This is a genomic window from Butyrivibrio sp. AE2032 (assembly GCF_000702965.1).
Genome location: NZ_JNLF01000009.1, coordinates 153,440 through 174,789, shown reverse-complemented (window position 1 = coordinate 174,789; position 21,350 = coordinate 153,440). Strand labels below are relative to the sequence as shown.

Here is a 21,350-nt window from a genome sequence, read left to right as displayed (position 1 = left end):
ATACTCGTAATTTGTAATTTAATTGAAGTATATTTTTTCACGTGATACCATATATATGTACGAGTTTATCTTGAGATAAAACCAGGAGGGCATATGGGGCTTCTTAAACTGGAAAAAGGCCAGATTTTTCATAAAGCAGGCACTGATATCGTCGAAACAGTTGAAGTTTTAGTAAAGGGTCGGGTCAGGATTTCCAGCACCTACTCTTCTATCATTTTAAATGTAGGAGCTTTTATAGGCGCTGTAGAGACTCCCGGACAGCCCTATTCCTATACCTACGAGGCATTAGAAGAATCAGCAGTCTATTCGTACCCTTATGAATCAAGGGATGATATCGCAAAAGTCGTTAAATCAAGCCCCAAAATTGCACCAGTACTTGCAGCTACCTCAGCAGAGTCAGCTGCTACTGTCTGTGCGATCTATGATACAGAATTCGATGAGGCTCTAAAGGAATATGAGCAGATAGTTGCAGATTACGCGGACTATCCTGCACTTTGCATAAAAGTTGGCGAAGTGCCCAAGGAATTCCCAGAGATGGAGGAGCTTATTCCCCCTGAAAGATCTTCCAAGGTTCCCCAATGGGCAATTGAGTTCTCTGACAGTCTGAAGGCCAATGAGGCTACCCTTAAAAAGAGCTATTACCCTCTTAGCACTGAAATTGCCACCGGAATGGTCATGACCACCTATTTTATTTATGACACCATTTCCACTGAGGTTCAGGCTCTGACTGTATATAGAAAAACCCTGAAAAAGAAAACCTCAAACTTCACCTCTACCATGAAGATGATAAGAGCAAGGCTAAACGACATGGAAAGAGCTGAAGCAGGCGAGGGAGAAGGAATAGTTACTATCGTCAATGCTCTTTCTACTATCCTTGCATATTCTGGGGTTCCGGCAGAAACAGCCACCCTTTTTGAAGAACAGATTGCCGCCTTTAAAGCTAACGATAACAGATATGATTCTTCCGATGAAGCAAGAGCACTTAGAAGAAATATCGGTAGTACCTTCTATCAGATATACACACCTGCTTTCTTAAGAAGTCTTACCGACGAGAACATTCCTTTGGAGGTAAAAATGTTCTTTATGTTCGGTTTTGTTGATGAGGAACTTGCAGGCGAAAAAAATACTGCCATACTGGCAAATATGGTCAAGGCCTACACTCCTGATCCCGAAGGACACGTGCTCACTCTCTATGAGTGGCTTCAGAAGATCTATCTTATAGAGGTTGAACCATCCAGAAATGAGTTTGACCAGGACTGGCCCACTTACCTTCGCGAGCAGAAAAACACTGGTGCCATCAATAATGAACAGATGGAAGCCATGAACAGAAGCTCCAAGCACAGGCTTGAGTTTGAGATCCATAATCTCTTTGCTCTGGGAAACAGAATGACATTTGGACGTATCTCCTCTTTCGTGCCTGTCTTTGACTCCCAGAACGTATTAAGGCCTCTGGATATGGCATATCTAACCGCTTCCAAGGTAAAAGAGTATTATGAAAAGATAAGATCCATTGATTACGGCGTATTCTGTAGACAGGCTGTATTCTCTGACACAGAGATCGGTATTACGCAGCTGTACTTTGCTGATGATATAACTCCTTACATGATCCTGATGCCAAACGTTGGAAGCCGTGCTTGTTTGTGGCAGGAAATCGAGGGTAAAAACAGAAGGACAAAGGCCAGAATGCTTGTGTCCATTTTCAATACCGAGAATACTGAAGAGGCTATGTTCAGACTCTTTGGAGAATTCAGATGGGAAATGTGCAAGACGGAGCAGGGAGTTCACTGGAACGACGTTACAGATCCCTCCCTCACCTCCATGTACTGCGACTATCTTCAGTTCTTTAAAAAGAACTCCGCACTGTCCAGCGAACAGAAGGAGAAGCTCAGAACTGACCTTAAGAAGTATTCAAACAATTACAAGAATGTGTTTATTGCTGATTATCTGGCATACATCAAGTATGAATCCGCCGGCTCACCAAGGCTCAACAAGGTGGCAAGAGAAATCCTCTTCACCTTCTGTCCCTTCGGAAAAGAGGTCCGGGACAGAATTGGCGAAAACCCTCAGTACACCGAACTCATCAATCACTACAGAGTTCACATCGGGAACCAGGCAAAACCTATTCAGAACATTATCGCAAAGCTCAACAAAGAAGAAATCGAGATTCCCGAAGAGGTCACAAATCAGCTTGAACACCTTAAGAAATAACTCTCAATTACTTCCCGGGACTGCACTGCAGTCTCGGGTTTTGTATCTTCTAAAGTAGCCTGTATGAAAGGCTTCTTCTCCAGGGCAAATTTAATGATATTGGTGTAGTCCATTTCTCCAAATCCACAGCCAACACTCTTCACCTTATCAGGCTCTAATACGCAGTCCTTAAGATGGATCATGGCAATGTCCTTATCAAGAAGTTCTATGGCCTCATCTATCACTTCCATCCTCTGCTCATAGTTATCAGTCCAGATCAGATTTACTGGATCAAAAATGATCTTAAGATTTGGTGATCCGATACGGTCAAGAACCTGCCTTGCTCTTTTTCCGTCATAGACGATGTGCCTGTAAACAGGCTCAATAGCCAGAATAACGCCAAACTTTTCAGCACACTCTACTACAGGCTTAAGATTCTCTACAAAGATGTCCAGTGCCTCTTTTGAATGGCAGGCCTCTTTATCATAGGAGTAGCTCTCATTAGGCGCTCCGGTCTCAGTTCCAACCATTCCACAGCCAAGGATAGAAGCAAAACGAAGGTGCGCATAATATTTCTCCTGTATCTCTTTTAACTTAACAGGATCAGGATGCGCAAGATTAAGGTAACAGCCAAGGACAGCCATATCAACTTCTGCGTGGCTTAAAGCATTCTTAATGTACATGGCATATCCGGGAGTCAGTGCCATAGGGTCCGCAGTAAATCCCGGCACCTTGGAAAGTGCCATATGTATGCAGGAAAAGCCCTGCTCTTTTACATTCTGAAGCCTCTCCTCAAAGGGTGCTTCTTTTGTGTCGTGAAATCTGATTCCCAGTTGTATCATCTTGATACCTCCATTTGGTAGAATATTCCTTTTTTCTCCATAAGCTCAGAAAATGTTCCGATCTCAGCTATAGTTCCATCTTCTATGACTATTATCCTGTCGGCCTCCTTTATAGTTGAAAGTCTATGGGCCACGATAAAGGTTGTACACTTACTGGATATCTTATCCAATGCATAAGAAACCTCTTTTTCGGATATGGAGTCAAGTGCTGATGTTGCCTCATCCAAAAGCATAACCTTTGGTTCTCTGATAAGTGCTCTGGCTATGGATATTCTCTGTTTCTGACCTCCCGACAGCTTATCTCCATGCTCTCCAACCTTTGTATCAAGGCCATTAGGGAGTTTATCAATTACGCTTCTAAGTCCCGCCTCATCAATTACTTTCTGAAGCTTCTCCTCGGTAACCCCTGTGGTTCCATAGAGGATATTATCCCTTATGGTCCCGGAGAAAAGAATTGTCTCCTGAGGTACAACAGCCAGTTGTTTCCTATAACTTCCCAGGTGAACGGAAGTAATATCCTTTCCGTCGATAAATAGCTTTCCTGTCTTAGGGAACCCAAAAGCCACTATCAGATTCATGATCGTAGATTTACCTGCTCCTGATTCACCCACAAAGGCTATTGTCTCTCCCGGGTTTACATGCAAATTAATATCTCTAAGGATCGGCTCCTCGTTATCAGGATATGAGTATGAAACATCCTTAAAGTCATACTCGCCTTTTATCTCTCCAATGTCTTCCTTACCCTCATTGTCTTCCACATGTGAGAAAGTAAGTATTTCACCGATACTGGAAACCGACTCCAGTCCCTTTGATATTACAGGAAGCAGATTTAAAAGAGATGAGACCTGTCCTACTATTGATGTAAAATAGCTCTGATAAAGAACAACATCACCTACCTGTACAGTACCTTTAACCGCCAAAACAGAAGTAAAGGCAAGGCACATAACCTGGAATATCTGGAAAAACGCCCAGCTTACAGCTCCAAAATTTCCCTGTATGATATCAAGACTGTAACCTGCCTGAGCAATGAGATCCACCTGAGTATCCATTCTCATTATCTCTTCTTCCTCCAGGCCGTGAGCTCTTGTTACAGGCACAAGCTGCACCATCTCCATTACTTTGGCAGAGGTATTCTCCATCTCTTTTCTGAAGGTCTGGTTGTGCTTCTTGATGGGCTTTTTAAAAGCCACCACCAAAACTGCAGCCAAAGGAACCATAAAAAGAAAGAAAAGAAATACCACTATACTCTTGCTTACAGTTACAGTCAGAGCAACAGCTATATTGATAGCAATATTGATCAGGGATACAAACAACTGAGAAGACAAAGTCTCTACAGCCTCGACGTCCCTTATGATCTTTGACTGAAGTCTTCCCGAGAGCATGTCCTTCTGGTGAGGAATTGACATTACCTGTATCTTGTGGATAAGAGCACTTCGCAGTCCGGCTTCAACCTTCCTTACTGCCTTACTCCTAAAATGAATATGGAGATAATTCATCGGCACATTCAGCACAAGAAGAATGACCATCAATCCTACATTGAAGGCAATTATTGTCAGGACATCCGGGTTCTTATCTGTGACATTGTTAATTATATTGGCTGTTATGATAGGCAGTATCCATACCGGGCTATGCTTTACTACATAAAAAAAAGCAGACCAGAAAAAGTTGGAATACATCCCCTTGTAAAAGCCAAGAAGAGCCATAAGAGGATTTCCCTTGTGTTTCTCATAACTCTCAAAATATACGTTTGTTTCTAAATTCATTTATATTTCCTCAACCGTGAAATTTCTAAAGTCTGAAAAACCGGAGCCGTGAACTGTTCCATTTTTAGCTAATGCAAAGAGACCAAGCTTTGCTCCAACCCAGGTGTGATCTGAAGGTGTGTAATCTACTCCAAGGTCAATCGTAGCATCCTGTTTTATATCTGCGCCATCAACATTTTCCACGTCCTCAATAATAAGCTTCATTTTCAATTTTACATTGCAGTTATTTACATTGGCAAAATAAAGATTCTCTTTTTCACGCTCTTTATCACAGCATTCAAAGGTCATGAGCCACTTAAGATGCTTCAAGTTCTCGTCCTGTAAAGAGAGGCCCTGTGGTAAGAGTTCTGTCAAAGACTTACAAAAAACTGTATTTTCAACCTTGTCACTATCTCCGCCTGCAGACAAAACAGTTTTTACATAGCATGTTCCACTTTCACACTTCTCAAGAAAAGCAGCTACATACTGACCACCTGTCATGCAGACTCCGGCTCTTTCTCCGGGCTGTAAACAGCTTGCGTCCATATTCACAGATGCTCTGAAAGTTGGATAGATGAGCTTCTGAGTAAGCACATTACTGCTGCGCCAAAGTATTGGTTCTTCGTCTCCTGAGGGATTCTGGCAATAAAGCCTTATTCCATCCTCTCCGGGAATGGCTACAGCAAAACTATCTTCGTGGTCTCCCATCCATTGCCACTGAAGACCAATCTTTCCTTCTGTGAAATCATCTGAAGCCTCAAGTCCTGTTTCATCCAAGTTCCATGATATGGAGGGTCTGAAGATTTCGCACTCACCCAAATACGGGAAATAGGAATTTATCTTGGATCCAGGCAAAAGCTCACAATTAGGCTTATCCAGATCATATACAGGCTCGCCACAGTCTCCATTAGGTTTTCCGATTACAGGCCAGTCTTCCTGCCATGTCACAGGCTGAAGATGGCATATCCTGCCATAGAGGCCTCTGTCCTGGAAGTGTATAAACCACTCATCACCATTTATTGTATCAACAAATCCTCCCTGATGAGGTCCGTTTATAACAGTACTACCCTGGTCCATTACAGTCCTTATTTCATATGGTCCCTGGATAGACTTTGAACGAAGTACAACCTGATAGCCCTGCCTTACTCCTCCGGCAGGAGCCCAGATGTAATAGTATCCGCCTCTTTTATAGACCTTGGGGCCTTCGATTGTAATGGCAGGATGTTCGGGATCATTTCCGTCAAACAAAAAATGATCCTCAGAGATAGCCTTAAGGCCGTCAGGGCTCATCTCGAATATTCCAAGTATGCTCTTAAAGCCAATCCTTGACTTGGCATAGCCATGAATAATATAGGCTCTTCCATCCTCATCCCAAAATGGACATGAGTCTATAAGGCCTTTTCCTTCAAGTACACATATGGGCTTGTCCCACTTACCAAATGGATCCTTCGTCCTTACTACATAAATACCTTCATCAGGCATTCCGTAATAGATATAGAACATGCCTTCATGATATCTGATGGAAGGAGCCCACACTCCCTGAGAATGCCTTGGTATGGAAAACCTTTCCTGTCCTATATTCTCAAGGGCATAATTGATCAGTTTCCAATTTACCAGGTCCTTTGAAACAAGAATTGGAAGCCCCGGAGTGTAATTAAAGCTACTGGCAGTCAAATAGAAAGTATCACCGACTCTTATCACATCAGGATCACTGTAATCAGCAAAGAGAATTGGATTTCTGTATCTGTTTCCTAAATCTGCATATCCCATAGGTTTTAACCATTTACCTCTATCTTTTCAGTTTCTGTTTCTCTATCCTTTTCAAGACCAACAACCAGTGTTGAATAGGGCTCCCCAAGATCTGAAAGTCCTTTAGCTACCATTCCTGCAAAGAGCATAGCTCCTTCATACTTAAGATGGGTATTATCTTCTTGTCCCTCTATCTTCCAGGAAGCCTCACCGGGTTCAAGATTCATAAAATACTTTTTGGTTTCCACATCTCCCATCTCTTCAAGGAATGCTCTGCTCATGGAAAAGAGATCCACCACAGGAACGTCAAACCTTTCTCCTGCTACTTTCATAGCCTTAACATATTCTGTGTGACCTGAAGGCTTAAGCTTTCCATTCTCATCAAAAAGCCTTCTCTCTACAGGAGTGATATAAACCGGATATGCTCCTTTATTCCTTGCCACATTGGCAAACTTTTCAAGGTTGTTAATAAACTCCCCGTTAGGGTCCGTGTAACGATCCGGATCCATTTCTTTCTCGTCGTTATGACCAAACTGAATAAAGAGATAATCTCCCTTTCCAATCTCATTGTAGATCACAGCCAAACGGCTCTGATCAATAAAGCTCTTGGTACTTCTGCCATTGACTGCATGATTATATACAACCACATCAGGAGCAGTGTATCTGTCAAACCCCTGTCCGATTCCTGTCTGCGGAAATGTGGATGCTTTATTGTCAGCAACAGTAGAATCCCCAGCCCAAAAGATATGTCTCATTTTTTCTCCCTGTAACTTGTAAAACAACCGCCCAGGTAAAACCCGGGCGGCGTGTATACTAGCATTATCTTTAAATTTTTGTGGTATTACTCCTTAACCGCACCAACATTAACACCCTTTACAAAGTACTTCTGAAGGAAAGGATACAGAAGCATGAAAGGAAGAATAGCACATACGATAGCTGAGTAATAAAGTGTGCTCTGTGATACCTTATATGCCGTTGTCGGCGTATCACCATCCATGACCATAACTCTCAGGATGTACTGGAAGTTAACCTGATCACGGTTTGTAATATAGATCTGAACTGTTGAATAGTCATTCCATACTGTTACAGCAAACATAAGACCAATTGATGCAAGAGCTGCCTTTGAAAGAGGAAGCACGATCTTGAAGAAGATTCCCATTGGTGAGCATCCATCAATCTTCGCCGCTTCAAACAGTGAACCGGGAATTCCCTCAAAGAAGTTACGCATCAATACCAGGTTGTAGACATTCATACCATGTTTTACAACAAGTACCCACATGTTATTTACAAGTCCAAGCTGCTTCATAACCAAATACTCAGGGATCATACCACCTGAGAAGATCATGGTGAACAGAAGGAAATATGCAAGCAGTGTTCTACCTGGCATCTCATACTGTGAAAGTACATATCCACCAAGTGTAGACATTACAAGACCAAGAAGTGTTCCAAAAATAGTAGTAATAACAGAATTAAGGAATGGTCTGTAAAGTTTAGCTGTATGCATGATGGTCCTGTAACCATCAAGTGTTGGCTCATTTGGCCAGAACTGGAACTTGTAGACACCAACAGCGTTAAAGGAATCTACTACTACCTTCCAGATTGGAATAAGTACAATAAGTCCCAAAATAATAAATACTAAATAATTGATTACATCAAAAGCATCGGTCCTTCTCTTACGACCTGCTCCAAATTCTACTTGTTTAGCCACCTTAAGCCTCCTTAAATGATTCCACGTCCGCGAACCTTCTTGCTGGCCCTGTTACAGATAAGAACAAGGGCACAACCAACTACTGATTTAAACAGACCAACGGCAGTTGAATATCCGTAGTTAGGAATAGCAGTCATAAAGGTCTTACGATAGATGTATGTAGAAATAACGTCGGAAACAGCAAATACTCGGTTGTTGTACATAACGAATACTGATTCGAAAAGGTTAAGAACCTTAGCCAGATTCAGGATAAGTACGATGATGATTGTGTTGAGAAGCTCAGGTACAGTTACATACCAGATCTTCTGAAGTCTTGAAGCACCATCAATATCAGCTGCTTCATAGAGCTCAGGATTGATTCCGGAAAGTGTAGCCAGGAATATAACGGTTCCCCAACCAGTCTCTTTCCAGATGTTGACCAGATAGTATACCGGTCTCCACAATGTTAGCTCATGCATGAAGTCAATGCTTTCGGAAATTAGTCCCCAGCTCTTCAAAGTTTCATTCACAAAACCTGTTGAAGAAGTTGAAAGGAACAATGTAAAGATCGCTGCTGTAACTGTCCATGACATAAAGTGAGGAAGATAAATTACAGTCTGCAATACTTTTTTAGCAAAGAGGTTAGCCATCTCATTGATAAATACTGATACGATAACCGCTGTACCGGTAGTAATGAGAAGCTTGATTATTGACAATTGCAATGTATTAAAAAAGGCTTTCCAGAAATCTGCATCTGAAAACATCTTGCTAAAATGCTTAAAGCCTACTGGTTCCATTTTCTTAAGTGTGTAATCAAAGAACGCGTATCTTACTCCCAGCATTGGCCAATAGTAAACTATCAGCACATAGATAAATACAGGAAGAAACATTAGATAAAAACCTCTGTGATTCCAGATACGCATACCCAAAGGTTTCTTATTTATAGTCTGTCCGGTGGACGTTACCTTCTGTGTTTTACTCATTATCCCTGCCCCATTTTCATAAAACTGTGAAATAAAAAAGAAAAAAGTTCTAAAAGAATTTAAAGGTTCTATATGGGCACCATCTCTGATGCCCATATAGATAATAGATTTACTTAGATAAAACTAATCTCGTATAACAAATTACTCAGCGCTGTTAAGCTCTTCAAGAATTGTGTTGATTGTATCGCCCCACTTTGTCTGGTACTCAGCGATAGCATCCTCAGCTGACTTCTTGCCAGCTACTACTTCGTTCATAAGAGTTGTCTTATCTGTTGCAAGATCAGCCTCAACCTCTGTAAGTGTCTCAGATGAAGGTGACTGAGGTGCATCTACGCAGTTCTCTGTGAAGAACTTGTTGCCTTCCTCGATAAGTGGATCGTTATCAACGAAACCATTTGTAAGAGGAGCAATTACAAGAACTGGATCAAGGTGGTTCTTCTTCCATACAGAGTTAGGGTCGTTAGGTGACTGCTTAAGGTGGAACTTGCCTTCTTCGTACTCATAATCCTTCTTCTTGTCAGGATCATCAGGGTTTGTTGTGAAGGACTCAGCGTGTGTTGACCAGTGAACATCCTCAGCACCATATGTCCAAAGTGTCTGAACTGTATCACCATCAAGCATTGTCTCAAGAAGTGCATCGAAGATAGCCTGCTCACGAGCGTTGTCTCCGTCGCCATCATCTGTGATTACCCATACAGGAGCCTCACGGTTAAGGTATCCGCCCCATGTATCCTTGATCTCCTTGATAGGAGCAAGCTGTACAAGTCTGTCGTCACCAAGATCAGCGTCTACATCGTTCTTGTCAAGGTTGTCTGTAAGAGTTCTGAGCCATGTTCCTGCCCAGTATGTGAATACACCTTCTGAAGTTGTCTGGTCATTTGAGAACCATTTCTCACGTGCTGTCTTTGTTGAAGCTTCCTCAGTATCCTTATCGATAACGCCATCAGCGTAACCCTGAGCAAGTCTTGTAAGAGCATCTACAGTAGCCTGCTCCTGGAATCCATCTACCCACTGACCATCCTTCTGGTAGATTGCAGGATAAGCACCCTGCCAGAACTCAGGCATGTAGTTGATGTATGGAGCCTCGTCCATCTTACCAAATCCAGCTGCGATAACACCTGTCTGGCCATCCTTTGTGAATGCCTTGAGCATGTTGTAGTAATCATCGAAAGTCTTGATATCATCAATCTTAAGGCCAGCTGCATCAAGCCATGACTGCTTAACATATGTAACACATCCGTTACCGTATGTAGGAGCAAATCCGTAAAGCTCTCCTGATGCTGTCTTCATGTTCTCGTTGATTGAAGGAAGAGTTACTCTTGACTGGAACTCTGCGTTATCATATGCATCAGCCATGTCCCAAAGAATACCTGTTGTCTGGTACTGCTTAAACATTGTAGCGCTCATGATAAGTGCATCTGGATACTGACCATCGCCAGGCTGTCCTGTTGTAAGGAGCTGAGCTACGTTATCCTTGTAGCCTGAGTGCTCTGGCTGGTTGATGTGAAGCTTAATGTCATGTCCAAGCTTCTCTGATACAGCCTTCTCCCACTGCTCAACGAAAGCGTCCTGTCCGTTGTCAACGTTTGCTGTAAGTGTTCCGTCTACAGTGATGTAAAGATCTGTAAGCTCGTAATCAGAAGCAGCCTCTGTCTGCTCTGTTGTAGCTGCAGCATCTGTAGACTGTGTTGCGGTTGTGTCGCCAGACTCAGTTGCAGGTGCAACTTCTGCAGTGTTAGAACCGCAAGCTGCAAGTGAAGCAACCATTGCTGATGACAGAATTAAAGATAAAACCTTCTTTTTCATTTAATTCGTTCCTCCCATGTGAATTTTGAAAGATTAAATGTAAGCGTTTTCATTTGCTTATGTGTGTACTTTAACATGTTCTTGAAAGCTTTGCAAGTACTAATTTTGTAAGATATGTAACAAAGAGCCATGGCATTTTAAAAAAGTCCCGTCTTTATGCCATCTTCGTAAGTGCTTACATGTTAAAAAAATACAAAAAATATTTTAAAATGATAACTTTTTCATGTAGTTTTTACAGTGTAACGCCCCTCTTCCAGATGGCCATATCATGAAAGCCCGCAAGCTCGCTTTTCAGTTTCTCGCCTGAAGCGGTCCTTACTATCTTTTCAAAGAGCTCATCCGTAAGCTCGTCAAAGGTTTTTCCTTCCAGTATCTGTCCGGCATTGAAGTCGATCCAGCCCGACTTTTTACCTGCTATTGTGCTGTTGCTGGAGATCTTCATAGTAGGTACAGGACATGCAAAAGGCGTTCCTCTTCCTGTGGTGAAAAGAACTATCTGCGCACCAGCACTTGCAAGCGCTGTAGCTGCGCAAAGGTCATTACCGGGAGCACAAAGGAGGTTAAGTCCTGTAACATCTGTCCTTTCTCCATATTCCATAACGTTCATAACAGGATAATCACCGGATTTCTGCGTACATCCAAGGGACTTATCCTCAAGGGTTGTAATACCGCCAGCCTTGTTTCCGGGAGAAGGATTCTCATATATAGGCTCTCCCTGTTTTGTGAAGTAATCCTTGAAACCATTTATCATGCTGACTGTATCATCAAAGGTACTCTCATCCTTACATCTGTTCATAAGAATAGTCTCGGCTCCAAACATCTCGGGAACCTCTGTAAGTATGGATGTTCCACCATACTCAATGATCCTGTCTGAAATTCTTCCAACCAGCGGATTTGCTGTAATTCCAGAGAATCCATCACTTCCTCCGCACTTAAGACCAATGGTCAGATTTGAAAGAGATACTTCGCTTCTTTCATCTGTTGAAGCTACTTCTATAAGCTCTTTTAACAGATTCAAGCCATCTTCCATCTCGTCATCAGACTTCTGGCATACAAGGAATTTAACTCTTTCAGAGTCATACTTTCCTATATAAGGCATCAGAACATCAATGTTACTATTCTCACAGCCAAGGCCCAGAACCAGCACTCCGCCTGCATTTGGATGATTGATCAGGTCAGAAAGGATCGTTCTTGTATGTTCCTGATCATCTCCTGTCTGTGAACATCCGTAGTTGTGAGTGAAAGCAACAACCTCATCAACAGATCCTTTAATATAGGAATTAGCCTCTTTTGCAAGAGCTGTAGCAATGTTGTTCACACAGCCAACAGTGGGGATTATCCAGATCTCATTTCGTATACCAACTTTTCCGTTGCTGCGCTTAAAGCCCTGGAATGTGCCTTTTTTGGTATTCATCCTGGATTTCTTTTCCTCGATATCAGCCTTATTGGGTTCATACTTATATTCAAGTATACCCTCAAGATTGGTCTTGATATCATGAGTGTGGACCCATCTTCCAACTGAAATATCCTCAGTGGCATGACCAATGGCGTAACCGTATTTGATGATATTTTCATAACTGGCAATATCCTGTATAGCCACCTTGTGGCCTGCAGGAACGTCTTCTTTAAGTTCTACTTCTCTGTTGTCGGAAAGAGTGATCTTGTCACCTTTTTTCATTTCTTCAAGGCAAACCACCACATTATCCGACTGATGAATTTGTAAAAATTTACTCATATAACCCGCCCTTCTAAAAACACTCTGAAAGCGTTTTCAATAGAATCATATATTCAAGGGGTGAAAACGTCAACTCATTTTTCTATTGTATTTCCCATAACTGTTCGGTATAATACATGATGTAAAAATATTGAAAACGCTTACATGTAAAAGCGTTACGGGAGGTTATAAAGCATGAGAAAATTTATGGATGAGGACTTTCTTTTACAGAATGAACCTGCAAAGAAGCTCTACCATGACTTTTCAGAAAAAATGCCAATTCTTGACTACCACTGCCATATCAGTCCAAGAGAGATCGCTGAAGATCGCCATTTTGAGACTATTACTCAGGTATGGCTTGGAGGCGATCATTATAAATGGCGCCTGATGCGTTCTTTTGGCATTGATGAGAAGTATATTACTGGGAATGCTTCTGACGAAGAGAAATTTGTTACATTTGCAAAATGCCTTGAGAAGGCAGTAGGTCATCCACTCTACCACTGGGCACACCTTGAGCTCAAGAAATACTTTGGCTACGACAAGCCTCTTACAGCAGGCAATGCCAAGGAAGTATATGATCATTGCAACAAGGTTCTTCAGTCACCTGATATGAGCGTTAGAAAGCTCATTAAGATGTCTAATGTTACACTTATCTGCACTACAGATGATCCTGTTGATACCCTTGAGTGGCACGATAAGATCAGAGAGGATGCTTCTTTTGATGTGAAGGTTCTTCCAGCATGGAGACCAGACAAGGCTAAGAATATCACTAAGCCTGAATTTGTTTCTTACATTGACACTCTTTCAGAAGTTAGCGGTGTCAAGGTTGATTCCTTCGCTTCTCTTAAGGAAGCTCTTAAGGTGAGACTTGATTTCTTTGGTTCAAAGGGCTGCACAGTTACAGATCACGCTCTTGAGTACGTTATGTACCACCCTGCTACCGAGGAAGAGGTTGAGGCCATTTTTGCAAAGCGTCTTTCAGGAAAAGAGCTTTCGAAGGAAGAAGATCTTAAGTACCAGACAGCCTTCATGCTCTTTGAGGGCGAAGAGATTGCAAAGAGAGGCTGGGTAATGCAGCTTCACTTCGGATGCAAGCGTGACAATAACACACCTAAGTTTGAGAAGCTCGGTCCTGATACAGGATACGATACAATAGATGCTTATTATCCAATGGGTGAGATGGCAGATTTCCTTAATGCACTCCACTCTAAGAATGCTCTTCCTAAGACCATTCTTTACAGTTTAAATCCTAATGATAATAAGATCATCAACACCACTTTAGGTTGCTTCTGCGAAGCTCCATTTATTGCTAAGGTTCAGCAGGGTAGCGCTTGGTGGTTCAATGACAGCAAGTTCGGCATGGAAGAACAGCTCAGATGTGTTGCTGAGTCAAGCAACCTTTCAGGTTTTGTAGGAATGCTTACAGATTCAAGAAGCTTTACTTCCTACACAAGACATGAGTATTTCAGAAGAATACTGTGCAATTATCTTGGCACACTTGTTGAGAACGGTGAATATCCTGAGGAAGGACTTGATGTACTCGGACAGATAGTTTCAGATATCTCCTACAATAATGCAGTAAGATATTTTGATTTTCCTTTAGAGGTTAGATAATTTATGGGAAGCCAGATGACAATCTATGACATCTCCAAAAAGGCCGGGGTTTCAATCGCTACCGTTTCCCGAGTGCTTAATGGCAGCACCAACGTTAAGCCCCGCACCCGTAAGAAGGTCATGGACATAATTGATCAATATGGATATAAGCCAAATGCTTTCGCAAGAGGACTTGGTCTTAACTCAATGAAGACCATAGGCATCCTTTGCGCCGACGCATCTGACCTTTATCTTGCCAAAGCCATCTATTATATTGAGCAGAGCCTTAGAGAGAATGGGTATAACTCAGTCCTTTGCTGTACCGGATATGAGATGTCTTCCAGACAGAAATCCCTTAATCTCCTGCTTTCCCAGCATGTTGATTCCGTTGTCATGATAGGTTCCAACTTCATCATGAACAATCCTGAGGATAACCAGTATGTAAGAGATGCAGCTGCATCAGTACCGATCATGCTCCTCAATGCGGATTTCGACTGTAGCAACGTATATTGCACCCTGTGCGATGATTACAAAGCAACCCAGGATGCTACAGAGCAGATGATCAAAAGTGGAATCAAGGATATCCTTTATCTCTACAACAGTAATTCCTATTCTGGTTTGAAGAAGCTTGCAGGTTATCAGAATGCTCTTTTAACTAATGATATAAGCCTTAAGAAGCAGCTCCAGCAATGCTTTAAGGGAAGCCACGAAGACATTGATGCTGTTAAGAATTTCGTTGAATCCCTTTACAACAAGGGCCTTAAGTTCAGCGGAATCATCACAAGTGATGATTTCCTTGCTGTAGGCGCCATGAACTTTGCAAGAGCCAATCACATCAAGGTTCCATCAGAGCTTCAGATTGTAGGATACAACAACTCAATCCTCTCCCACTGCAGCGAACCTGAGCTTTCATCAATTGACAACAGGCTTGAGGATATGTGCATCCAGCTGGTAAAAACCCTTATCGGTACCCTTTCCCAGAACGAGATGCCACAAAAGACCATCTTCTCCGGAGAACTGGTTAAGAGAGGTTCCACCTCATTCTAATTGTGGATATAAAAAGAGACTGAATCGTTATCTGATTCAGTCTCTTCTTTGTTTGTATCAATTAAAGCTCAGATGTGCAGTGAGGACATCTAGTTGCCTCTATATTGATCTCACTCTTGCAGCGAGGGCAGATCTTTGTTGTGGCAGGTGCTTCTGCTTCTTCCTTGGCAAACTTATTGCTAATGTTGTTCATGGTCTTAACCAGGAAGAAAATAACAAGAGCCATAAGGATAAAGTTGATTACTACTGTGATAAATGTTCCGTAGTTGAGAGTTGCTGCTCCAGCCTCTTTTGCAGCCTCCAGTGTTGCATAAGAGCCTCCATCAAGAACAACGAACTTATTGTTGAAGTCGATACCGCCAGTTAAAACGCTTATAAGTGGCATGATGATGTCATCTACAAGTGATGAAATGATCTTCTGGAATGCTCCACCAATGATAACACCGACAGCCATATCCATTACATTTCCGCGCATGATAAACTCACGGAATTCCCCAGCAAGGCCCTTACTTTTAGCAGTTGCTTTTTTAATTTTTTCTGTCATGATATTCTCCCTCTTTTCTTAATACTTTTATTCATACACTCTTGAAATTATAGCATACATTTTATAGAATAAAATAGTCGCGCAGGATTAGTACATCGGTAGTATGTTAGCTTCCCAAGCTGAAGAGGCGGGTTCGATTCCCGTATCCTGCTTACTCAAACGATGCAAAAGGGGTCCATAGCCAAAAGGCATATTTATATGCGTTTTTGGCTATGGATCCCTTTTTATACCGCGCGACTGCGCGGCTTAGAATTGCTCTGCAATTCTAAGATGCATCGTTTGAGCAAGCAGGATATCCAGATGCATTGCTCGTTATATCACTGTATAACTTCCAGCATTTTTTCCGGATCCTCGGCAGCTTTTACTTTATCATTAGCTCTTATGATGATGCCTTCTTCATCAATTAGATATGTTGTTCGCACTACTCCCATGGAGACTTTTCCGTAGTTCTTCTTTTCTTTCCATACATCATAAGCCTCTATTACCTTTCGCTCCGGATCTGCAAGCAGAGTAAATGCAAGGCCATACTTCTCTTCGAACTTTTTGTGAGAAGCAACAGTGTCTTTGCTCACGCCAAGTACTACTGCGCCTTTTTCAGTAAACTGCGGATATCTTTCTGAGAAACCGCATGCCTGCTTGGTGCAGCCAGCAGTATTGTCCTTAGGATAAAAGTACAATATAACCTTCTTTCCCTTATATTCTTCCAAAGAATGCATTACTCCATTCTGGTCAGGAAGTTCAAATGCCGGTGCCTTTGTTCCAACTTCTAACATAATGGTCTCCTTTCTACTTCAGATACTTGTTCAGTGAAAAGAGATTATTCTTTGCATCGTTGTACCCTAACCAATAGAGGTTCCCGAGTTTGTTCATATTACTCTCGACTCTTTTCACAGTAACGTGTTCAGATGGAGCTATAACGAATATCCTGCCTTCTTCCTCAAGCCTGTCAATCTCATCACATTCCTTGTTATAGTCAGCATTCATGCTCATGAGCTTACCAGCAAACTCAGGAAAATCCTTGTAAAATCTCTCTGCATAGCTCTTAGAGGATTCCTTTTTTCTAAACCCTCTCTCCCTGGTCTTAATGACTACGATATTCTCATAGCCCTGTTCAAGAGCCCATCTATAGGGAATATGACAGCTGCAGCCACCATCTAGGCAACGCTTTTCATCAACCTCAACCATAGGTGAGACATAAGGCATTGATGCTGAAGCTTTTATGGCCTTAAGAATATCCTTGCATTTGCCCTTTTCAAAGTATACTGGCTTACCTGTATCACAGTCTGTAGCAACAGCGATAAAGCGTCTTTGAGGATCATAGAACGTGTTCTCATCAAGTGTTCCAAGTCCCAGTTTTTCATCAGGTCTTAATGCAAAATCGATATTTAAAGGACTATGCGCTTGGATTATAGCCTGAGCACCAATATATTCTGAATCATGTCTGTAAGTAAGATTGCATCTTGCGGACCTTCCAATCTGCCCTGATGCATAATTAAGTGCAGCCATGGCACCTGCGCTCACTCCAATGACACACTCAAAGTTAAGGTTGTTCTCCATGAAGAAATCCATAACACCCTGGTTATAAAGTCCTCTGAAAGCACCACCTTCAACAACAAGGCAGCCGTTTGTAAGCTGCCCCTTTGCGTGTCCTGTAGGTATCTCATTTAGTCTGCTGTATACTTTACGCCCGTGACTCATCTCCAGATCTCTTTTCCCTGATTCTCTATAACTATATGGCACGCTTTCATGGCTGCAAGTGCAGTATCGTGAGCTTCCTTGGTTACTCCTGCGCAGCCTGCAGCATCTACATAGATCTTCTTATTTGGTATCATGGCCTTTGTCAAAAGAACATTTGAAATAACGCAAATATCGGTACAAACGCCAATGAATTCAACTTCATCAATTTCGTCAGAATGATCTTTGAAGTATTCAGCCAGGTCTTTTGAGCCAAAAGTCTCTTTATCAATTATCAAAGAAGCATTAGCACCTGCATTAAGTTCATCGATTATTTCCCAGCCGGGAGTCCCCTTAATGCAGTGAGGAACAGGAAGATTCTTACCCTCTTCTGTCTCCATGTAATTCTCTGCATGAGTATCCCTGGTAAAGATGATCGTTTCGCCAGCCTTTTTCGCTTCTTCAATCTTAGACTTCACATACCCTGCAACCTTGATCGCTTCTTCATTTCTGAGCGCTCCTGTCAGGAAGTCATTCTGCATATCTACAACAACAAGTACTTTTTTCATATCATTTTCCCCTTTATGTTAATTATCATTATCCATTTTACACCATGTCAAATACACTTGCCATCATATGACAACAGCTACTAATACAACAAAAACGCACCCTTGCAAGGGCCAGCAATAAACCTTATGATGAAAAGAGATATCTAGATAATCACTGCTTATATAACAAGGGAGGTTTCTCATGTCCAAGACTACATCTAAAAATCTCAGAAACCAGGTTATGTACCAGATCTTTGTCCGAAACTTCAGTAAAGAAGGCACTTTCAAGGCGGTAATTCCCTCTCTTCCAAGGATCAAAGACCTTGGTGTTGATATTGTATGGTTTGCTCCCATCCACCCAATTGGCGAACAAGCCCGTAAAGGAAGCCTCGGTTCTCCCTATGCAATAAAGGACTACAGGGCCATCAATCCCGAATATGGCACCATGGAGGATTTTAAGAAAACCGTTAAGGCAATCCACGACGAAGGCATGAAGTGCATCATAGACGTGGTATACAATCACACCTCTCCTGACTCAGTTCTTGCAAAAGAGCATCCTGAGTGGTTCTACCATAAACCCGACGGTTCCTTTGGAAACCGTGTCGGAGACTGGACAGATATAATTGATCTTGATTATGGAAATAAAGGTCTCTGGGACTACCAGATTGAAAGTCTGAAGATGTGGGCTGAGATTGTAGACGGTTTCAGGTGCGACGTTGCACCTCTTGTTCCCCTTGATTTCTGGAGAAAAGCCAGAAAAGAAGTTGAAAAGGTTCGCCCGGGATGTATCTGGCTTTCCGAATCCATCGATCCGCCATTTATTCTGACTATGCGCGATCTTGGCCTTGTAGCCCAGTCAGACTGCGAGATGTACGATGCCTTTGACATTCTCTACGACTATGACATCTACAGCAATCTCACTGAGTATGTATCCGGAACCGGTTCCCTTAAGGCCTACTCTGATGCCATCAACCGCCAGGAATACATCTACCCTGACAATTACGTTAAACTTCGCTTCTTAGAGAACCATGACCAGCCAAGGGCAAGATTTCTTTTCCCAGGGAAAAGAGCTATCAGAAATGCCACAGCCTTTCTATATTTCCAAAAGGGAATGACACTTATCTATGCAGGTCAGGAATGTGCTTTATCTCACCTTCCTAACCTCTTTGACAAAGACACAGTTGATTGGAAGTCCGATGAGGCAATGGATCTTTCAGATATTATGAAGAGCCTGTATAAAATCAAGCAGGATCCGCTATTTGCTGATTCTACCTACCGCACCAAAACTTACGAGGATAACGTACTCAAGGCCATTTACAGTAGGAACGGCAAAAAGATCATTGGCATCTTCTCTCTCAAGGGAGAACCTGGCATCATTCCAATAAATGTACCGGACGGACGCTACGAAAACCTTATCGACAATTCGCCAGTAGAAGTCATGCACGGTTACATCAGCCTCAATGGAGAGCCTATTATAATTCGAGCTAAATAATCGACTATATTATGGGGAGCAACCCTGCTTTTGGCAGAGCTGCTCCCCTACTATCTTCATTCAATCTTAAATTCGTAGGCTGTGTTATAAGTAGCCACGTAAAGCTCATTTCCTACAACCTCGAACTGATCAGGGGCTGAATTCACAGGAATCTTGTCCATCTCCTGTCCGGTAAAACGGTCCAGAAGGTAGATGTAATCCGGCTCCGCAGTAAAGCCATAGCCACAGATTATAGTATCCTTCACGATTTCAAAATTATTGGCATTGGCCACAAGAGGCTGACTTCTCCAAAGAACATATCCTGTATCAGGCTGAATAGCTACCATGTAGCTGCTGTTTGGTTCCTCAGAGGAATAGCCATTTATAATAATTGATACATAAAGTGTTCCGTCGTAAATCTTCGCCCATCTTATAAACTGTGTAGAGTTCGACACTCTTCCTTTTTCTTCATCAGGCCCGTTACAAAGGGTGCTCAGATCCAAGTTATATAAAACCTTTGTATAGTCCCTGTCATGGATCAACAATCCGGTATTCATATAGCCATATTCTACTGGGTTTACGCCCTCATAATAATACTCGCTGTCATAATAGGGCATATTTCGCTGCTCAAAGCCGTTCTCATTAGCCCATTTATAGGTATCAAGCCAGTCTGTTTTTTTCTCACTGACCTTTGTGAGCTTAATGTGCTCGCCGTCGTCCGGTCCTCTTCCATCCTCTGTGTAAGCACTCCAGGTCTTGTTTGGAACAGTTATAACATCAACAGTATCAGCATCTGATTCATACAAATTCATATCGGATTCTTCCCACTGGAACACCTCTTTTTCCAAACTCCGTGTATCGGTCATCTTCTCTTTATCCAGGTCCGAATCAGGAATAAATACGGACTGTACAAGATCAGGATACTTATCAAAGGTCAGAAGAGTCTCAAATTCTCCCGCTGCATAGGATGCAACCTCATAAGGAGAATAGTAAATACGAAGTCCCTCACTCTTAAGAGTCCAGGTGAAGCCATCCTCCATGAGTTTCTGTCTGAAAGCATCCGTAACATCCTGGTCAGCTTCCCTATAGATCATAGACTCAAACTCATCCACAGCATCAGGATACGCTTCGTAGAGAGCATCCTTAAAGATCTGGGGTGCGCCATCTACATCCTTAAGCACATCCTGAAGGGGCACAACTTTTCCGGTAGCAGGGTCCATGTTTATGGAACCTGTGGAATGACTCGGATGCGCTCCTCCGGCATCATCATAGAAGTAAACCATAAGGGTAAAGAGCCTGTCGTCTGCTCTTTCAATATCAGCCCCAATGTCAGACTCAAAGGCTACTCCCTGCTGAAAATCCATCTTCTCATAGCCTGCGTATTCATTCACGTAAGCTTTAACGTTTACAGACCAATCGTAATTCTGGCTTGAAATCTCAGTCTGAAGCTTAGGATACTGATTCCCATAACTTTCTGTCAGTAGGATCTCAGGATAGCTTCCTATAGCCTCCACTTTACCATCCTTTTCACAGGCAAGGTTGTGCAAAAAGACCTGAAATACCTCTTTTGCCGCCTCGTCGCCTGTAGCATCGCTGACAGAGGCGCCTTCCGAAGAAGTATCAGAACCAGCCTCTACAGAAGCTTCCACACTGCTTTCTGCAGAACTCTCATCACCCTTTTTTCCACATCCTGCAATAGCCCCTGTTAAAAGAGCTGTTGCCATAATACACAATAATACTCTCTTTTTCACAATACGCTCCAC

Annotated in this window: 17 protein-coding genes and 1 tRNA gene; 5 read left to right on the top strand and 13 right to left on the bottom strand. The window is 42.4% G+C overall.

Annotated elements, in window-relative coordinates; genetic code table 11:
* Positions 1-93 precede the first annotated feature (93 nt).
* Positions 94-2,208 carry a cyclic nucleotide-binding domain-containing protein gene (locus BO18_RS33925; RefSeq protein WP_051689379.1) on the top strand — a complete coding sequence of 705 codons (2,115 nt, stop codon included), beginning with the start codon at positions 94-96 and terminating at the stop codon, positions 2,206-2,208.
* Here BO18_RS33925 and BO18_RS32000 read toward each other — a convergent pair.
* The 8 genes from BO18_RS32000 to BO18_RS31965 all read right to left on the bottom strand — a co-directional run bounded on the left by BO18_RS32000 (position 2,184) and on the right by BO18_RS31965 (position 12,731).
* A complete protein-coding gene (locus BO18_RS32000; RefSeq protein ID WP_034453092.1) occupies positions 2,184-3,029 on the bottom strand; it encodes a sugar phosphate isomerase/epimerase family protein in 846 nt (281 codons plus the stop codon). The genes BO18_RS33925 and BO18_RS32000 overlap by 25 nt on opposite strands.
* On the bottom strand, positions 3,026-4,792 hold the full coding sequence (locus BO18_RS31995; RefSeq protein WP_034453091.1) for an ABC transporter ATP-binding protein: 1,767 nt from the start codon (positions 4,790-4,792) through the stop codon (positions 3,026-3,028). Before BO18_RS31995 ends, BO18_RS32000 begins: the two co-directional genes overlap by 4 nt.
* Positions 4,793-6,541, bottom strand: coding sequence for a glycoside hydrolase family 43 protein (locus BO18_RS31990; RefSeq protein WP_034453090.1), 1,749 nt, complete (start codon positions 6,539-6,541; stop codon positions 4,793-4,795). It lies immediately after the preceding gene.
* A gap of 5 nt (positions 6,542-6,546) precedes the next feature.
* Complete coding sequence (locus BO18_RS31985; RefSeq protein WP_034453089.1) at positions 6,547-7,275, bottom strand: rhamnogalacturonan acetylesterase; 729 nt, start codon at positions 7,273-7,275, stop codon at positions 6,547-6,549.
* Between the two features lie 86 nt (positions 7,276-7,361).
* The gene (locus tag BO18_RS31980; protein ID WP_034453087.1) at positions 7,362-8,228 is read right to left on the bottom strand and encodes a carbohydrate ABC transporter permease; all 867 of its coding nucleotides are present in this window, start codon (positions 8,226-8,228) and stop codon (positions 7,362-7,364) included.
* Between the two features lie 11 nt (positions 8,229-8,239).
* The gene (locus BO18_RS31975) at positions 8,240-9,190 is read right to left on the bottom strand and encodes an ABC transporter permease (protein WP_034453085.1); all 951 of its coding nucleotides are present in this window, start codon (positions 9,188-9,190) and stop codon (positions 8,240-8,242) included.
* 141 nt (positions 9,191-9,331) lie between these two features.
* Positions 9,332-10,996 (bottom strand): hypothetical protein, encoded by a 1,665-nt coding sequence (locus tag BO18_RS31970; RefSeq protein WP_034453083.1) that lies wholly within the window; start codon positions 10,994-10,996, stop codon positions 9,332-9,334.
* Positions 10,997-11,228: 232 nt separating this feature from the next.
* A complete protein-coding gene (locus tag BO18_RS31965; protein WP_034453081.1) occupies positions 11,229-12,731 on the bottom strand; it encodes a UxaA family hydrolase in 1,503 nt (500 codons plus the stop codon).
* 174 nt (positions 12,732-12,905) lie between these two features.
* Here BO18_RS31965 and uxaC point away from each other — a divergent pair, with 174 nt between their 5' ends.
* Positions 12,906-14,324, top strand: a complete 1,419-nt coding sequence (uxaC, locus tag BO18_RS31960) for a glucuronate isomerase (RefSeq protein ID WP_034453079.1) — start codon at positions 12,906-12,908, stop codon at positions 14,322-14,324.
* Positions 14,325-14,327: 3 nt separating this feature from the next.
* Positions 14,328-15,350: a LacI family DNA-binding transcriptional regulator gene (locus BO18_RS31955; protein WP_242856651.1), complete on the top strand. Its 1,023-nt coding sequence runs from the start codon at positions 14,328-14,330 to the stop codon at positions 15,348-15,350.
* Positions 15,351-15,411: 61 nt separating this feature from the next.
* Here the strand turns inward: BO18_RS31955 and mscL are convergent, their stop codons facing one another.
* On the bottom strand, positions 15,412-15,894 hold the full coding sequence (mscL, locus tag BO18_RS31950) for a large conductance mechanosensitive channel protein MscL (protein WP_051689378.1): 483 nt from the start codon (positions 15,892-15,894) through the stop codon (positions 15,412-15,414).
* Positions 15,895-15,975: 81 nt separating this feature from the next.
* On the opposite strand from mscL, the gene BO18_RS31945 reads away from it, so the two are divergent.
* Positions 15,976-16,046 (top strand) — tRNA-Gly (locus BO18_RS31945).
* Between the two features lie 165 nt (positions 16,047-16,211).
* Here the strand turns inward: BO18_RS31945 and bcp are convergent.
* Genes bcp through BO18_RS31930 form a run of 3 tightly spaced genes read right to left on the bottom strand, consistent with a single transcriptional unit; the run spans position 16,212 to position 18,137 of the window.
* Positions 16,212-16,667, bottom strand: a complete 456-nt coding sequence (gene bcp, locus BO18_RS31940) for a thioredoxin-dependent thiol peroxidase (protein WP_034453078.1) — start codon at positions 16,665-16,667, stop codon at positions 16,212-16,214.
* 13 nt (positions 16,668-16,680) lie between these two features.
* On the bottom strand, positions 16,681-17,592 hold the full coding sequence (locus BO18_RS31935) for a patatin-like phospholipase family protein (protein ID WP_034453077.1): 912 nt from the start codon (positions 17,590-17,592) through the stop codon (positions 16,681-16,683).
* The gene (locus BO18_RS31930; protein ID WP_034453076.1) at positions 17,589-18,137 is read right to left on the bottom strand and encodes a cysteine hydrolase family protein; all 549 of its coding nucleotides are present in this window, start codon (positions 18,135-18,137) and stop codon (positions 17,589-17,591) included. The genes BO18_RS31935 and BO18_RS31930 overlap by 4 nt, the downstream gene beginning before the upstream one ends.
* Before the next feature lie 181 nt (positions 18,138-18,318).
* Here BO18_RS31930 and BO18_RS31925 point away from each other — a divergent pair, with 181 nt between their 5' ends.
* The gene (locus BO18_RS31925) at positions 18,319-19,608 is read left to right on the top strand and encodes an alpha-amylase family glycosyl hydrolase (RefSeq protein ID WP_034453075.1); all 1,290 of its coding nucleotides are present in this window, start codon (positions 18,319-18,321) and stop codon (positions 19,606-19,608) included.
* Between the two features lie 56 nt (positions 19,609-19,664).
* On the opposite strand, the gene BO18_RS31920 is transcribed toward BO18_RS31925, so the two are convergent.
* Positions 19,665-21,338, bottom strand: coding sequence for an RsiV family protein (locus tag BO18_RS31920; protein WP_185752661.1), 1,674 nt, complete (start codon positions 21,336-21,338; stop codon positions 19,665-19,667).
* Positions 21,339-21,350: the final 12 nt, after the last annotated feature.

What these genes read in the sequence shown, in the direction of transcription:
- BO18_RS31975 (WP_034453085.1), bottom strand. Translation starts at nt 9,190, where the DNA reads ATGAGTAAAACACAGAAGGTAACGTCCACCGGACAGACTATAAATAAG.
- BO18_RS31985 (WP_034453089.1), bottom strand. Translation starts at nt 7,275, where the DNA reads ATGAGACATATCTTTTGGGCTGGGGATTCTACTGTTGCTGACAATAAA.
- BO18_RS31935 (WP_034453077.1), bottom strand. Translation starts at nt 17,592, where the DNA reads ATGAGTCACGGGCGTAAAGTATACAGCAGACTAAATGAGATACCTACA.
- BO18_RS32000 (WP_034453092.1), bottom strand. Translation starts at nt 3,029, where the DNA reads ATGATACAACTGGGAATCAGATTTCACGACACAAAAGAAGCACCCTTT.
- uxaC (WP_034453079.1), top strand. Translation starts at nt 12,906, where the DNA reads ATGAGAAAATTTATGGATGAGGACTTTCTTTTACAGAATGAACCTGCA.
- BO18_RS31995 (WP_034453091.1), bottom strand. Translation starts at nt 4,792, where the DNA reads ATGAATTTAGAAACAAACGTATATTTTGAGAGTTATGAGAAACACAAG.
- BO18_RS31965 (WP_034453081.1), bottom strand. Translation starts at nt 12,731, where the DNA reads ATGAGTAAATTTTTACAAATTCATCAGTCGGATAATGTGGTGGTTTGC.
- BO18_RS31990 (WP_034453090.1), bottom strand. Translation starts at nt 6,541, where the DNA reads ATGGGATATGCAGATTTAGGAAACAGATACAGAAATCCAATTCTCTTT.
- BO18_RS31925 (WP_034453075.1), top strand. Translation starts at nt 18,319, where the DNA reads ATGTCCAAGACTACATCTAAAAATCTCAGAAACCAGGTTATGTACCAG.
- bcp (WP_034453078.1), bottom strand. Translation starts at nt 16,667, where the DNA reads ATGTTAGAAGTTGGAACAAAGGCACCGGCATTTGAACTTCCTGACCAG.
- BO18_RS31930 (WP_034453076.1), bottom strand. Translation starts at nt 18,137, where the DNA reads ATGAAAAAAGTACTTGTTGTTGTAGATATGCAGAATGACTTCCTGACA.
- mscL (WP_051689378.1), bottom strand. Translation starts at nt 15,894, where the DNA reads ATGACAGAAAAAATTAAAAAAGCAACTGCTAAAAGTAAGGGCCTTGCT.
- BO18_RS31970 (WP_034453083.1), bottom strand. Translation starts at nt 10,996, where the DNA reads ATGAAAAAGAAGGTTTTATCTTTAATTCTGTCATCAGCAATGGTTGCT.
- BO18_RS31955 (WP_242856651.1), top strand. Translation starts at nt 14,328, where the DNA reads ATGGGAAGCCAGATGACAATCTATGACATCTCCAAAAAGGCCGGGGTT.
- BO18_RS33925 (WP_051689379.1), top strand. Translation starts at nt 94, where the DNA reads ATGGGGCTTCTTAAACTGGAAAAAGGCCAGATTTTTCATAAAGCAGGC.